General features: G+C 68.7%; 9 protein-coding genes. 4 read left to right on the forward strand and 5 right to left on the reverse strand.

The window, feature by feature from the left end:
* The first annotated feature begins 149 nt into the window (after positions 1–149).
* Together yicI and HED23_RS10775 are read left to right on the forward strand one after the other, a co-directional pair.
* A complete protein-coding gene (gene yicI / locus HED23_RS10770) occupies positions 150–2,387 on the forward strand; it encodes an alpha-xylosidase (RefSeq protein ID WP_203183169.1) in 2,238 nt (745 codons plus the stop codon).
* A 212-nt stretch (positions 2,388–2,599) separates the two neighbouring features.
* A complete protein-coding gene (locus HED23_RS10775; RefSeq protein WP_203183170.1) occupies positions 2,600–3,223 on the forward strand; it encodes a histidine phosphatase family protein in 624 nt (207 codons plus the stop codon).
* Positions 3,224–3,229: 6 nt separating this feature from the next.
* On the opposite strand, the gene HED23_RS10780 is transcribed toward HED23_RS10775, so the two are convergent.
* Entirely contained in the window at positions 3,230–3,436 is a 207-nt protein-coding gene (locus tag HED23_RS10780) for a DUF397 domain-containing protein (RefSeq protein WP_203183171.1), read from the reverse strand.
* The gene (locus HED23_RS10785; RefSeq protein ID WP_203183172.1) at positions 3,433–4,266 is read right to left on the reverse strand and encodes a helix-turn-helix domain-containing protein; all 834 of its coding nucleotides are present in this window, start codon (positions 4,264–4,266) and stop codon (positions 3,433–3,435) included. The genes HED23_RS10780 and HED23_RS10785 overlap by 4 nt, the downstream gene beginning before the upstream one ends.
* A 193-nt stretch (positions 4,267–4,459) precedes the next feature.
* On the opposite strand from HED23_RS10785, the gene HED23_RS10790 reads away from it, so the two are divergent.
* Entirely contained in the window at positions 4,460–5,539 is a 1,080-nt protein-coding gene (locus HED23_RS10790; protein WP_203183173.1) for a lytic polysaccharide monooxygenase auxiliary activity family 9 protein, read from the forward strand.
* A gap of 226 nt (positions 5,540–5,765) precedes the next feature.
* The gene (locus HED23_RS10795; RefSeq protein ID WP_203183174.1) at positions 5,766–7,460 is read left to right on the forward strand and encodes an LCP family protein; all 1,695 of its coding nucleotides are present in this window, start codon (positions 5,766–5,768) and stop codon (positions 7,458–7,460) included.
* Between the two features lie 97 nt (positions 7,461–7,557).
* Here the strand turns inward: HED23_RS10795 and HED23_RS10800 are convergent, their stop codons facing one another.
* From HED23_RS10800 to HED23_RS10810, 3 genes are all read right to left on the reverse strand, one after another.
* On the reverse strand, positions 7,558–8,208 hold the full coding sequence (locus HED23_RS10800) for a class F sortase (protein ID WP_203183175.1): 651 nt from the start codon (positions 8,206–8,208) through the stop codon (positions 7,558–7,560).
* Between the two features lie 52 nt (positions 8,209–8,260).
* A complete protein-coding gene (locus HED23_RS10805) occupies positions 8,261–8,992 on the reverse strand; it encodes a hypothetical protein (protein WP_203183176.1) in 732 nt (243 codons plus the stop codon).
* A gap of 701 nt (positions 8,993–9,693) precedes the next feature.
* A complete protein-coding gene (locus tag HED23_RS10810) occupies positions 9,694–13,542 on the reverse strand; it encodes a GH92 family glycosyl hydrolase (RefSeq protein ID WP_203183177.1) in 3,849 nt (1,282 codons plus the stop codon).
* Between the last annotated feature and the right edge of the window lie 335 nt (positions 13,543–13,877).

Raw genomic sequence — 13,877 nt, forward strand, 5'->3', positions numbered from 1 at the left:
CGGGCAATCCGGGAATTTCCGTCGCGCACCAGCCCTGTCGGTCATATTTGTTTTGTGTACGATCAAAACCGAGAGGACCCGCAGCCGCGCTTGCCGCAGGCGCCCTGACGTCCCGCCCAGCACCTCCTGATCGGCTAAGGACCACCCCCATGAAGTTCACCGACGGTTTCTGGCAGATGCGCAGTGGTGTGCACGCCTCGTACGCCACGGAAGTCCGCGATGTCCGCCTCGACGGCGACCGCCTCGCCGCCTACGCCTCCGTGAAGCGCGTCCAGCGCCGCGGCGACACGCTGAACGCCCCGCTGATCACCGTGGAGGCCCACGCCCCGGCCGAAGGCGTCATTGCGGTGCGTCTCACCCACCACGCCGGCAAGCGCCGCAAGGGCCCCGACTTCGAACTGCCGGGCGCCGCACCGCAGTCCGCGGCCACGGCCCGTGTCCAGGGCGCGACGGCCGAGCTGACGAGCGGCCCGCTCACCCTGCGGCTCCCCACCGAAGGCACCTTCGGACTGGAGTTCCTCGACGCGGACGGGCGGGTCCTGACCTCCGCCGGCCGCAAGGGCAGCGCGTTCGCCACCGTCGACGACGGCAGCCACCACATGTTCGCCCAACTCGCCCTCGGGGTGGGCGAGACCGTCCACGGCCTCGGTGAGCGCTTCACGCCGTACGTGAAGAACGGCCAGACCGTCGACATGTGGCAGGCCGACGGCGGGACCAGCAGTGAGCAGGCCTACAAGAACATCCCGTTCTACCTGTCCTCGCGCGGCTACGGCGTCTTCGTCAACCACCCCGGCAAGGTCTCCTTCGAGGTCGGCTCGGAAGCCGTCGGCCAGGTGCAGTTCAGCGTCGAGGACCAGACGCTGGAGTACTTCGTCGTCGCCGGCCCCACCCCGAAGGACGTCCTGTCCCGGTACGCCACGCTCACCGGCCTCCCCGCGCTCCCCCCGGCCTGGTCGTTCGGCCTCTGGCTGACGACCTCCTTCACCACCTCGTACGACGAGGCCACCGTCACCTCCTTCGTCGACGGCATGGCCGAACGCGGCATCCCCCTGAGCGTCTTCCACTTCGACTGCTTCTGGATGCGCGAGTACCAGTGGTGCGACTTCGAGTGGGACCCGGCCGTGTTCCCCGACCCCGAGGGCATGATCGCCCGGCTCAAGGACAAGGGCCTGAAGATCTGCGTCTGGATCAACCCGTACATCGGGCAGAAGAGCCCGCTGTACGAAGAGGGCGCGGAGAAGGGCTACTTCGTCCTGACGTCGGACGGTGACATCTGGCAGTGGGACAAGTGGCAGGCCGGCATGGCGCTGGTCGACTTCACCAACCCCGAGGCCACCGCATGGTTCCAGGCCAAGCTGAAGGTCCTCCTCGACCAGGGCGTCGACGGCTTCAAGACCGACTTCGGTGAGCGGATCCCGACGGACGTCGTCTGGCACGACGGCTCCGACACGGAGCGCATGCACAACTACTACACGCACCTCTACAACAAGGCCGTCTTCGAGCTCCTGGAGAAGGAGCGCGGCCAGGGCGAGGCCGTGCTCTTCGCCCGCTCCGCCGCCGCGGGCGGCCAGCAGTACCCGGTCCACTGGGGCGGCGACTGCTGGTCCTCCTTCGAGGCCATGGCGGAGTCGCTGCGCGGCGGCCTCTCGCTCTCCCTGTCGGGCTTCGGCTTCTGGAGCCACGACATCGGCGGCTTCGAGGGCACCCCCGACCCGGCCGTCTTCAAGCGCTGGCTCGCCTTCGGCCTGCTCTCCTCGCACAGCCGGCTGCACGGCTCGTCCTCGTACCGCGTGCCGTGGGAGTTCGGCGACGAGGCGGTCGACGTGGCCCGGCAGTTCACCCGACTCAAGCACCGCCTCATGCCGTACCTGTACGGCGTGGCCGTCGAGGCGCACCGCACGGGCGTCCCGACGATGCGTCCGCTGCTGCTCGAGTTCCCGGAGGACCCGACGGCCCGCACGGTCGACCGCCAGTACCTGCTGGGCCCGGACGTCCTGGTCGCGCCGGTCTTCACCGACGACGGAGAGGTCGAGTACTACGTGCCCGAGGGCACCTGGACCCACCTGCTGACGGGCGACACGGTCACCGGTCCCGCCTGGCGACGCGAGACCCACGGCTTCGACAGCCTGCCCCTGCTGGTCCGCCAGGGCGCGGTCCTCGCGCTGGGCGCGGACGAGTCCCGCCCGGACGGCGAGTGGCTCGACGACCTCGAACTCCGTGTGTTCGCCCCCGCCGGGACGGGCGACTTCTCCCGCACGGTGACCGTTCCCGACCGTACGGGCGCGGTGGCGGCGACGTACGAGGTGGTCCGTGAGGGCGGTGAGGTCCGCGTCACGACGGACACGGACCGGCCGTACACGGTCACGATCGTCGGCGGACCGGCCTGACGGCCGGCAGCCGCTGATCCGCGCCCCGGCGTGCGTGGCGGCCCGCCACCACCGGTAGTGGTGGCGGGCCGGCCCGGCCAGGGCGCGGGACGGCCGGGGGATTCCTCGGGGCGAGCCGCCCCGCGCCCGCCCGGATGGAATGCGATCGTGGGCCGTCAGGTTGGCATCAGCGGCACACACGTACGACTACGGCGCACAGAGCGGAAATTTCCATGGGCGAGTTGATCCTGATCCGGCACGGCGAGACCGAGTGGTCCAGGTCCGGGCAGCACACGAGCTGGACCGACCTGCCCCTGACCGAGCTGGGTGAGCGCCAGGCCCGCGCCCTCGTACCGCTCCTCGCCGAACGGGAGATCGGGCTGACCCTGGTCAGCCCCTATCTACGTGCCCGCCGCACCGCCGAACTGGCGGGGCTCACCGCGCCCCGCGAGACGCCGGACCTGCGCGAATGGGACTACGGGGCGTACGAGGGCGTGACCACCGTCGAGATCCGCCGCACCCGCCCCGACTGGAACCTCTGGACGGACGGCGTCGCACCCGGTTCGGACGAGCACCCGGGGGAGAGCCCGGAAGAGGTGGGCGCACGAGCGGACCGGGTCCTCGCGGAGGTCCGCGCGGCGGCCTCGCGTCTCGGGGACACCGACATCGTGCTGGTGGCCCACTCCCACTTCCTGCGTGTGCTCACCGCGCGATACCTGCGACTGACACCCGCGAGCGGGGAACTGTTCCAGCTCGCCACGGGCGCGGTCTCGCGCCTCGGCACGGAACACGACAAGCCGGTCGTCACGGCGCTGAACATGGCTCTGCCGGAGAGGCTGTTCAACGCCATCGACTGACGGGCGTCAGAGCGAGCCGCCCCTGAGGGCGTCGACGAACTGCGACCAGTGCGCGGCGGCGAAGGTGAGTGCCGGGCCGTCGGGAGCCTTGCTGTCGCGCACGGGGACGATGCCGGGGAAGCCGTCGGCGATCTCGACGCACTCACCGCCGTCGCCATTGCTGTAGGACGCCTTGCGCCAGGCAGCCGTACTCAGATCAGGCTTGGTGCTCATGGCGTCGCGAACTCCTTCGCCGCCGAGGCGATCCGGTCCAGGGACGCCGCCGGCGACAACGCGGCAGCCCTGGCCAGATCGTAGGCGGAGCGGTGCTGCTCCACCAGCGCGGATTCTTCGACGAGTTGACCGCTGTATGCGGCCTCCGTGTACACGACGGCGGGGGCCTCGTTGAACTGCATCAGCGTCATCGACGCGTGGAGGAGAGGGTGTGCCTCGGCGGAGAAAGGAAGGACCTGAGTGATGAGTCGGGGGCGAGACGCGGTCTGTTCGGCAAGGTGATCGAGCTGCTCGGCCATCACTCCCGGACCGCCCACCGGTAGGAGCAGGGCGGCTTCGTGAATGACCACCCAGAGCACGGGTGCGGTGGGGGAGTCGAGGAGCGATGTCCGCTCCATCCTCGTGCGGACATGCCCTTCGACGATCTCCTGGTCGGCGAACGGGTGGGCGGACCTGGTGAGTGCGCGTGCGTAGGATTCGGTCTGCAAGAGGCCGAGGACGAGCATCGAGTTGAAGCTCCCGATGGTCGAGGCCTGCAACTGGAGCTCCGCGGTATCTGCGAAGTACTCCGCCACCTTCGACTTCCGCGCCAGTTGACACAGCCGCTGAAGGTGTTCACCGCTCCCCAATAATTTGTCCAGGGTGCGCGAGATCTCCACCTGCGGCCGCCGCTCGGCCGCCTCGAACAGGCTGATGTAGGTGCCCGAGCAGAACGCCCGCTCACCCAGCTCGCTCTGCGACAGGCCCGCAGCCTCGCGCAGGCGCCGCAGCTCCGCGCCGTAGAAGGTGCGCGGGTTCAGGTAGGGATCAAGGTCCTTCGGCAATGGCATGCGCCGGAAGTTACCGATTACCCCGCCCCCGTATGTGGCGTACCCGTGACGGTCACCCGCACGGGTGGCAAAAGCCGTCCCGCGCAAGGCGTTTACATGATTTTGGCCCGGCGCTAGCCTCCGCAATGGGAGCGCTCCCAAGTTCGCACCGCATCCCGGCCCCGTCCGGCGCCGCAGCGAAGGGACGTACATCGTGATCCACTTGTCCAGACACCGGTTACTTGCCGGCACTCGCCGAAGAACCGTCCTCCTCACCCTGCTCGCCCTCCTCACGACCGTCCCCGCCCTCGGGCTGGTCGTCACCACCGGGGAGAAGGCAGAAGCCCACGGCACACCGATGAAACCCGCCAGCCGTACGTTCCTGTGCTGGCAGGACGGACTGACCGACACCGGCGAGATCAAGCCGGTGAACCCCGCCTGCAAGGCCGCTGCCCAGCAGAGCGGGACCACCCCGTTCTACAACTGGTTCTCCGTGCTGCGCTCCGACGGCGCCGGCCGCACCCGAGGCTTCGTGCCCGACGGTGAGCTGTGCAGCGGCGGCAACACCAACTTCACCGGGTTCGACAAGCCCAGTGCCGACTGGCCGGTGACGCATCTGACCGAGGGTGCGACCATCGACTTCTCGTACAACGCCTGGGCAGCGCACCCGGGTTGGTTCTACGTCTACATCACCAAGGACGGTTACGACCCCACTCAGGCACTGACCTGGTCCGACATGGAGGAGTCACCCTTCCTGTCCATCGACCACCCGCCGCTGAACGGCAGCCCGGGCACCGTCGGGGCCGACTACAGGTGGACCGGCGCGCTGCCCGAGGACAAGGACGGCCGGCACGTCATCTACGTGGTCTGGCAGCGTTCCGACAGTCAGGAGACCTTCTACTCCTGCTCGGACGTGGTGTTCGACGGCGGCAACGGAGAGGTGACCGGGGTCAAGGACGGCAGCGGCTCCACCCCGACCGAGCCCCCGCCGGGAGACTGTGCCGCCACCCGCACCACGACCGGCAGCTGGAGCGGTGGCTACCAGTCGGAGGTGAAGGTCACCAACACCGGAACGGTGCCGATGCTCGGGTGGATGGTGGAGTGGACGCAGCCCACCGGGCAGAGCGTCGCGAGCCTCTGGAGCGGAACGATGACGTCACAGGGGCAGGAGGTGATGGTCCACAACGCGGGCTGGAACGGTTCGCTGGACCCCGGTGAATCCACGACCTTCGGGTACGTCACCGAAGGCGGCGCCCCGGACCCCGCACTGCGACTCGACTGCAGCGTGGGATAGGCGAAGGACAGTGGCGGCCGATGTCCCCGGCCGGGGGTGTCGGCCGCTCCCGTGGTCAACCCCGTTCATTGGCAATGCATATGACGACCAATCAGTGACGGATGTGAATCGTTCCTGGAGTGCCGCCGAAATATCGTGGAAGCCGTTGAACGGTGTAATGCCTCGGTAGTATGGCGCGTCGAACAGCTAAGCGACTCGTGTGGCACCTGACAGGGGACCGGACAGCATGGACGCGCAGACCTTTGGAGGGGCGGACGGGGTGGACCCCGCGGACCAGTGGGTGGTCAACCCCGAGACCGGCGCGTACGAACTGCGTCTGGACAGCCCCTCCGTACCTCGTCCCCGGAGTGACGGCGGCGCGGATTCCCTACCCCGGGACCGTACCGCCCCCGCGCCCGCCCGCGTCCCCCGGCAGCGCAGCCGCCACAGCGCACCCTCTGCGGACACCACGCGCGGATCCGGACGCCGCAAGAGCAAGCAGGGCGGCAAGAAGAAGGTGCTGGTGTGGACCGGGGGTGCCCTCGCGCTGGTCCTCGTCGGGACGTCGGCGTACGCCTACTACTGGTACAACCGCCTCGACGGCAACATCAGTACCGTGGACATCGGTGACGTGGGGAGCGACAGCGTCCTGGAGGACGGGCCGGTCAACATCCTGATCATCGGCAACGACGTACGCGTCGGCAAGGGCAACGAGGACTACGGCAACCGGGACAACGTCACCGGACACGCCGACACCACGCTCCTCTTCCACATATCGGGCGACCGCTCCAACGCGACCGTGGTGAGCATCCCCCGGGACCTCATGACCGACATCCCGGACTGCGAGACCAGGCAGCCCGACGGCTCGACCGAGGTCATCGCGGGCTCGAAGGTCCCCACCAGGTTCAACGAGTCGTTCGGGGTGAACGGCCGTGACCCGGGCTGCACCATGCGCACGGTCGAGGGCATCACGGACCTCGAGGTCGACCACTTCATGATGTTCGACTTCAACGCGGTCAAGACGCTGTCCACCGCGGTCGGTGGCGTGAAGGTGTGTCTCAAGAAGCCCATCAAGGACGAGGGCGGCGGGTCGAAGCTCGACCTGCCGGCCGGCGAGAGCAGGATCGGGGGCGAGGACGCACTGTCGTTCCTCCGCAACCGGCACGGTCTCAAGAACGAGAGCGATCTGGACCGGATCGAGATGCAGCAGAAGTTCGTCGCGTCGATGATGCGGCAGCTCAAGGAAGACACGCTGAGCAGTCCCATGAAGATGCTCGACGTCGCCGAGGCGGCCACCAAGGCGCTCACCGTGGACAGGGGGATAGGCAGCGCGGCCAAGCTCGTCACCCTCGCCAAGGAACTCGGAAAGATCGACCTGAAGAACATCACCCTGATGACGCTGCCGGTGGTCGACAACCCTGACGAGCCCACGCCCGTCACCGTCGTCCCACATCCGGTCGAGGCGCCGAAGGTCTTCAGCATGCTGCAGAACGACGTGTCCTTCACCGAGGTCAAGAAGGATCAGAAGGCGGCCGAGGACAAGCAGGCCGCTCTGCTCGAAGGCCCTCGGGCCGAGGCGTCGGACGTGCGCGTCGACCTCGCCAACGGCGGCGCGCCGGGCGGGTCGGCGAGCGCGGTCCTCGGCTGGCTGCAGAATTCGAAGGGTGTGCCGAAGTCCAGCAACGTCGGCAACGCCCCGGAGGACGTGGCGAAGACGACACTGGAGTACGCGCCGAACCAGGCTGACCAGGCCCGCGCGCTCGCGGATCTGATGGGTCTGCCAGCCTCCGCACTGAAGCCCGGTACGACGGACGCCACCGGGACGGAGGCGATGATGCTGGTGCTCGGGGCCGACTTCAAGGAGGCCGGCCGGCCCATCGCCCCGCCGAAGAAGGTGGACGTCAAGCAGTCACGGGCCGACCAGGACGTGTGCGGGACGTAGCTCCGCCGGAGCCGGGCGGCCGTGCGGCCCGGAGCAGGACGGACGGCCGGCACCTCGCCCCCGAGGTACCGGCCGGTTCCATGTGGCGTGCCCGGACTCAGGCCGCCTTCTTCTTGAGTGACGTGAGGTGGGCGAAGACGACCACGTTGGCCGAGTAGCCGCCCTTCTTGTCGAAGCGTCCACCGCACGTCAGGAGCCTGAGCTCCGGACGGCCGGTCGCGCCGTACACCTTGTCGTCGGGGAACTCGTCCTTCGTGTAGGTCTTCACCTCGTCGACGGTGAAGACCGCGGTCCGCTTGTCCGCCCGGGTGATCTTCACGGTGTCACCCCTGCGCAGGGCGTTGAGATTGAGGAAGATGGCCGGCCCTGTCGCGGTGTCCCGATGACCGACGAGCAGGGACGTTCCCGCCTCTCCGGGGGACGGGCCCTTGCGGTACCACCCCACCAATTTGGGCCTGTTCAGCGGCGGGGCGCCGAGCCGGCCCTTCTTGTCGAGGCCGAGGCCGGTGACGGGGGCCTCGATGAAGATCGCGGGGATGGCGACCTTCACCGGCCGGGAGTGCACCAGCGGTGAGTGCGAGGCGGGCACCTTCTCCTGAGGCTTGTGCGGCGCCCTCCGGAACGGCGGGGCCCCGCCGCCCGCGGCGTCGCTGCCGCGGGCGGCGGTGACCGACGAGGCGTCCTCGGACGAGTCCGAGCTCGCCCACACGACGCCGGTCACCAGCGAGAAGGTCACGCACAGGGTCATCGTGAGCCGGCATGCACGACTCGGTCCCCGTCGTCGCCGTCGGCCGCGCGTGTCATGCCTCGTTGCGGGCACGACGGCGTGCGGATCGACGGACCATGATCAGCCCCGCGATTCCGGCTGCTCCCGCGACCAGTGCGGCCGAGGTGCCGATGCCCGACTCGCCCTCGTTGCTGACGCCCTCCATGTCGGGGACGCCGCCGCCGCCGGCGGGCACCGCGCCGGACGGCTTCTCGTACGACTTCTCGGAGCCCTTCTCCTCCGAGCTCTTCTCGGCCCCCGACTCCGCCGAGGAGCCACGCGCGTCGTCGTCCGAGCGGTTGTCACCGGGCCCGCCCTGGCCGGGCCGGGAGCAGTCGACCTCGAAGCTCTTGGACTTCAGGGGCGGGACGACCGGCGGGGCGCCGGGGACCACCGTCGGCCACGAGAGCAGGTACGTGCCCTCGGGAAGGAGGTACTCCTGGCTGCGGGCCTTGCCCGAGATGAGCGGAAGGGAGGCCGTGAGGGTGTCCCCCGGGGGCACGGTCGGCGGCTGCTCGGCGATCGTCCAGGTGATGAACTGCAGTTCCCCGAAGTTGTTGGCCTCGAGCACGAACTTGCAGACCTCGACCCCCTCGCGCTCACCACGGGAGTGCCAGCCGACCGAACTGATGTCGATGTCGCCGCTCTCCCCGAGGGCCTGGGCGGTGGGGGCCCCGGCCAGGGTGACACCGGCGACGGCGACCGCAGCCGCCATCGTGGTGCCCGTACGGATGGTGCGGGAGCGGACGGAAGCGGAAATGCGCATGCTGGGCTCCTTCAAGCCGAGATGATTGTCGTACTGATCACCTGATCGCCTAAGAAATGGCATGGATCGCCCGAAGAGTGCGTTGAGACACCGCAAAAACGCGCAAATATACCCTGACTAGCCGATAGTCGGCAGTGAGTCCTCGGGTGGAAGCCGCCCGAGGGCCCGGAATCAGGCCGAAGGTCCCCGGTATTTCATGTTCCGGTTCTCGGCAGGTCCGCCGTCGGCTCGGGCCGGTTCCTCGGCCGCGGCCACTCCGACCGATGCGCCGGGAGGGGCGGGGAACTCGTCGGCGGGGCCGTCCTCCGGCGGCGGTCCGTCACGGAGGGCTGTGCGCAGCAGCCGTCAGCCGCCGTGCGGACCGCGTCCCGCACGCCGCACCGCCGGAGCGTCCGGGCCCTGCGGCTTCCGCCGATGCGGCGGAGCCGCCGCGGCGTTCCGGCGCATCGCCGGACGACGTCGTCGAGGAAGTCGTCCACGTCCTCGACGCCTGCGCGGGCGACGCCGCGGCAGGCCGGCGCGCAAGGAGGCGTACGGCCGGCCGGACCTCAGGTGGTGAGCACCATGGCCGGCATCCCGTGGCCGGCCCTCCCCGGGCTGCCCGCCGAGGTCCAGCTCGTCGCCCGGGTCCGAGGGGCGCACACGCGGAAACGGGCCGCCCGGCGTGCGGGCGGCCCGTCCTCATGCGTGACGCTGATGACTCAGGAGATCAGCTCGATCTCCGCCAGCGTCGCCGCCTCCGTGCTCACCAGCCGGTACTTCGCGTACGCCTTCGGCGCCTGCACCGAGAAGGCCCGGGTCTGCTTGTCCCAGGCGAACGTCTGGCCGGACCGCTTGTCGAGGTCCTTCCAGGACGTGCCGTCCGCCGATCCCTGCAGCACCCAGCCCGTGGGGGCCTTCGCCGCCGTGGCCGAGGTCAGCGTGTACTGGACCGCCTTCGTGCCCGCGGCGGCCGGCAGCTCCACCGACTCGACCGGGCCCGAGGTCGCGGAGGTGTTGTCGTACAGCGCGCCGTCACCCTTGAGCACGTCGCCCTTCGGGGCGGGCACCTTGTCGTCCTGGGTGATGGAGACCGGGGCCGCGTTCTTGCCCGTGCCCCACGACGAGGGCTTGGAGCCCATGTCGAACTCCAGCACACCGCCCTTGGCGAGCACGTCGTGCGGCAGCGAGGTGGAGGTCCACTTCTTGCCGTTGACCTTCAGGCCCTGGACGTAGATGTTCTTCGCGCTGTTCTTCGGAGCCTTGACGACCAGGTCGCGGCCGTTCTCCAGGTGCACGGTCGTCTTCGTGAAGAGCGGCGAGCCGATCGCGTACTCCCCACTGCCCATGACCAGCGGGTAGAAGCCGAGCGAGGAGAAGAGGTACCAGGCCGACTGCTCGCCGTTGTCCTCGTCGCCGTGGTAGCCCTGGCCGATCTCGCTGCCCGTGTACAGCCGGCCGAGGACCTCGCGGACCTTCTCCTGGGTCTTCCAGGGCTGCGAGGCCGCGTTGTACATGTACGTGGCGTGGTGCGCGACCTGGTTGCTGTGGCCGTACTGGCCCATCCGCACGTCGCGTGCCTCGGTCATCTCGTGGATGACTCCGCCGTACGAGCCGACGAATTCGGGTCCGGCGGTCTCGGGGGTCGAGAAGTACGTGTCCAGCTTCTCGGCCAGACCGTCACGCCCGCCGTAGAGGTTGGCCAGCCCGCGGCTGTCCTGCGGGGCGGTGAAGGCGTAGCCCCAGCCGTTGGTCTCCGTGTAGTCGTAGCCCCAGACGCGGGGGTCGTACTGGTCGGAGGGCAGGCGCCAGTCACCGTTCGGCTTCTTGCCCTGGAAGAAGCCCGCCTTCTCGTCGAACAGCTTGACGTAGTTCTGCGCACGGTTGAGGAAGTACTCGGACTCCTCCTTGTAGCGCTGCTTCTTCGTCTTCGCGTAGAGGGCCTTGCCCATCTCCGCGATGCCGTAGTCGTTGAGGTAGCCCTCCAGCGACCAGGAAAGCCCCTCGTGCGTCGAGGTGTCGGCGTAACCGGTGAAGACCGAGGTCTCCATGCCCTTGCGGCCGACACCCGAGGACGGAGGCGCCACCGTGGCGTTCTTGACCGCCGCGTCGTACGCCGCCTCGGCGTCGAAGTCGACACCCTTCACGTACGCGTCGGCGAAGGCCACGTCGGAGCTGGTTCCGGTCATCAGGTCCGCGTAGCCCGGGGAGGACCAGCGGGAGGTCCAGCCGCCGTCCTTGTAGTGCTGGACGAACCCGTCGACCATCTTGCCGGCCTGCTTCGGGGAGAAGAAGGAGTACGCGGGCCACGTGGTCCGGTAGGTGTCCCAGAAGCCGTTGTTGACGTACACCTCGCCCTTGACGATCTTCGCGCCGGTCCGGGTAGGGGTGTCGGTGCCGGTCTTCGGGGAGAAGGGGCTCGCGTAGGTGCTCCTGCCGTCGACCTGCTCGAAGCCCGAGTTCGGGTAGAGGTAGAGCCGGTAGAGGCTGGAGTAGAGCGTGGTCAGCTGGTCGGCGTTCGCACCCTCGACCTCGATCTTGCCGAGGATCTTGTCCCAGGCCTTCTGCGCGTTCTTCCTCACCTTGTCGAAGGAGGTCTTCGCCGGCAGCTCCATGGCGAGGTTCTTCTTCGCCTGGTCGACGCTGATCAGCGAGGTCGCCAGCCGCAGGCCGACCGTGCGGTCCTTGCCCGCGTCGAAGCGGAAGAAGCCTGTCACGTCGTCACCGCCGCCGCCCTTCAGCTTTCCGCTGTCGGTGACCGGCGCGTCGAAGGAGCCGTATACGAAGAGCCGGGTGGCTCCGGTGGACAGGCCGCTCTTCACGTCGGAGTAGCCGGTGAAGGAACCGGTCTCGGGGTCGAGGGTGAGCCCGCCCCTGTTGTCGACGTTGTCGAAGACCAGGCTCGCGTCGTCACCGGGGTAGGTGAAGCGCATCCGTGCCGCGTGGTCGGTCGGCGTCATCTCGGCCTTGAGGCCGTTCTCGAACGTCACCCCGTAGTAGTGCGGGGTCGCCGTCTCGTTCTCGTGGCGGAACGGCAGCGCGCGGGCCGTGCGGGAGGCGTCCGGAGTGCCGGAGGCGGCCGACGGCATCATCTGGAAGGTCTGGCGGTCACCCATCCAGGGGCTCGGCTCGTGGCTGGCGCTGAACGCCTGGAGCGTGGGGAGGTTGTCCGCGTTGTTGCCCCGCGAGTAGTCGTACAGCCAGCTCGTGGATCCGGCGTTGGTCACCGGCGTCCAGAAGTTGAAGCCGTGCGGGACCGCGGTCGCCGGGATGTTGTTGCCGCGTGAGAAGCCGCCGCTGGAGTTGGTGCCGCGCACGGTCGACGCGTAGTCGGAGAGGTGTGCCTTGCGCTTCTCCGGGGCCTTCGGGGCGATCGTGATGTCGTCGACCCAGCCCTGGAACTTCGACGGGCCCTTGGGGGAGTCGTACGCCACCAGGATCCGGTCGACGGTCTTGCCGGCCGCGACCGTGCCGATCCGCGAGGCGACCTTGTTCCACTGGTTCACGTACAGCCGCTTGGCGTCGGCCTGGCCCTGCGGGGTGAGGAGTCCGCCGTGGCTGTCGGTGGCCTTCAGCCCGCTCAGGTAGGTGCCGTCGGTGAACGCCAGGTCCACGGCCACGTGCGTCGCCGGGTAGTCGAGGTCGGTCGCGCCCATCTGCGGGTAGACGAGGTAGGAGAGCTGCGTGTCCTTGGTGATCGCCGTGTCGACGTCGAAGACCTTGTTGTACGAGTAGGCGTGGCCGTCCGGCTTGTGCGTACCGGCGTAGCGCAGCGCCTTCTTCCCGGTGAACCCGGCGCCCTGCTTGGCGGTGGGGGAGCCCGAGGGGCCCCGGTCGGCCTGGGTGCGCATGTCGTCGGGGGCGGGGGCGGAGGTGTCCCCGTTCGAGAACTGGACGTCGGCGAGCTGGAGCGCGTCGGACGCACCGTTGTTCTTGGTGATCTCCAGCCGGAAGTGCTGGTATGCAGTGTCCGTGGTGAAGTCGTACGACTTGGTCTGGAGGCGTTCGGAGAACGTCTGGCCGGTCCGGGTGTCCAGGTCCGTCCAGGTCTTGCCGTCGGCCGAGCCCTTCAGGGTCCAGTCCTTGGGGTCCCGCTCGTCGTGGTCGTTGGCCGAAGTGAGGGCGTAGGTCACGACCTTGGTCGCCTCGGCGAGGTCGAACTCGACCCAGCCCGTGGGTTCGAAAGCCAGCCACTTGGTGCCGGACTGCACATCAGTCAGGTTCTCCTTGACCTCACCGCCGCCCGCGTTCTCTCCGCTGGCACGCAGATCCGTGACCTGATCGGTGACATTGCCCGGTATCCCGGCGGAGAACCCGCCGTCGACGCCCGACGCCTTCTTCTTTCCGTCGGGACCTTCTTCGACGGTGTTGCGCCAGTCGGGCTGCTTCTCGTCGGCCTCGAACGAGGAGCTGAACGACGTCTCCCCGGACGGCTTCTGTACGGCGCCGGACGGTTGCGCGACGGCCGCGGTGGGGGCCGCCAGGGCGAGGACGAGAGAGGCCGCGAGGACCGCGGCGGAGTGGTTGTGTCTGTGACGCGAACCGTGCTGAGGACCACGTAGGGGCTGCATACGGAGCCGTTCCTCCTGGGGGCATGCTCTGGACAACGTTGTCATTGTGGGATGCGGGTTCCAGTAGGGAGCCAAGTGACGGCATGTGTCAAGGGTGTTGCGTGGGGTCGACGTCGACGATTCGACCGTATTGCGGAAAACGGCGCCTCCGCGCGCGGGTGCGCGGTGCCGAGGTGTCCGTGAGGTCTCAACTCGGGAAAGACTGCCGCTCAACCATGCTCTCGATCTTGCTCAGTTGGCGGCGAGTGGACTATACCTGTCGGCGTCTGCACAGCCGCTTCACAACGGCGCGCGGGCACGGGGGAGGGTGGAACAGCTGTGGGCGCGCGAGGTGG

Source organism: Streptomyces pratensis (genome assembly GCF_016804005.1).
In the GTDB taxonomy this organism is placed as follows: domain Bacteria; phylum Actinomycetota; class Actinomycetes; order Streptomycetales; family Streptomycetaceae; genus Streptomyces; species Streptomyces pratensis_A.

Bases quoted from the DNA above. Each gene is read 5' to 3' on its own strand.
- yicI (WP_203183169.1), top strand. From the start codon at position 150: ATGAAGTTCACCGACGGTTTCTGGCAGATGCGCAGTGGTGTGCACGCC.
- HED23_RS10775 (WP_203183170.1), top strand. From the start codon at position 2,600: ATGGGCGAGTTGATCCTGATCCGGCACGGCGAGACCGAGTGGTCCAGG.
- HED23_RS10780 (WP_203183171.1), bottom strand. From the start codon at position 3,436: ATGAGCACCAAGCCTGATCTGAGTACGGCTGCCTGGCGCAAGGCGTCC.
- HED23_RS10785 (WP_203183172.1), bottom strand. From the start codon at position 4,266: ATGCCATTGCCGAAGGACCTTGATCCCTACCTGAACCCGCGCACCTTC.
- HED23_RS10795 (WP_203183174.1), top strand. From the start codon at position 5,766: ATGGACGCGCAGACCTTTGGAGGGGCGGACGGGGTGGACCCCGCGGAC.
- HED23_RS10800 (WP_203183175.1), bottom strand. From the start codon at position 8,208: ATGACCCTGTGCGTGACCTTCTCGCTGGTGACCGGCGTCGTGTGGGCG.
- HED23_RS10805 (WP_203183176.1), bottom strand. From the start codon at position 8,992: ATGCGCATTTCCGCTTCCGTCCGCTCCCGCACCATCCGTACGGGCACC.
- HED23_RS10810 (WP_203183177.1), bottom strand. From the start codon at position 13,542: ATGCAGCCCCTACGTGGTCCTCAGCACGGTTCGCGTCACAGACACAAC.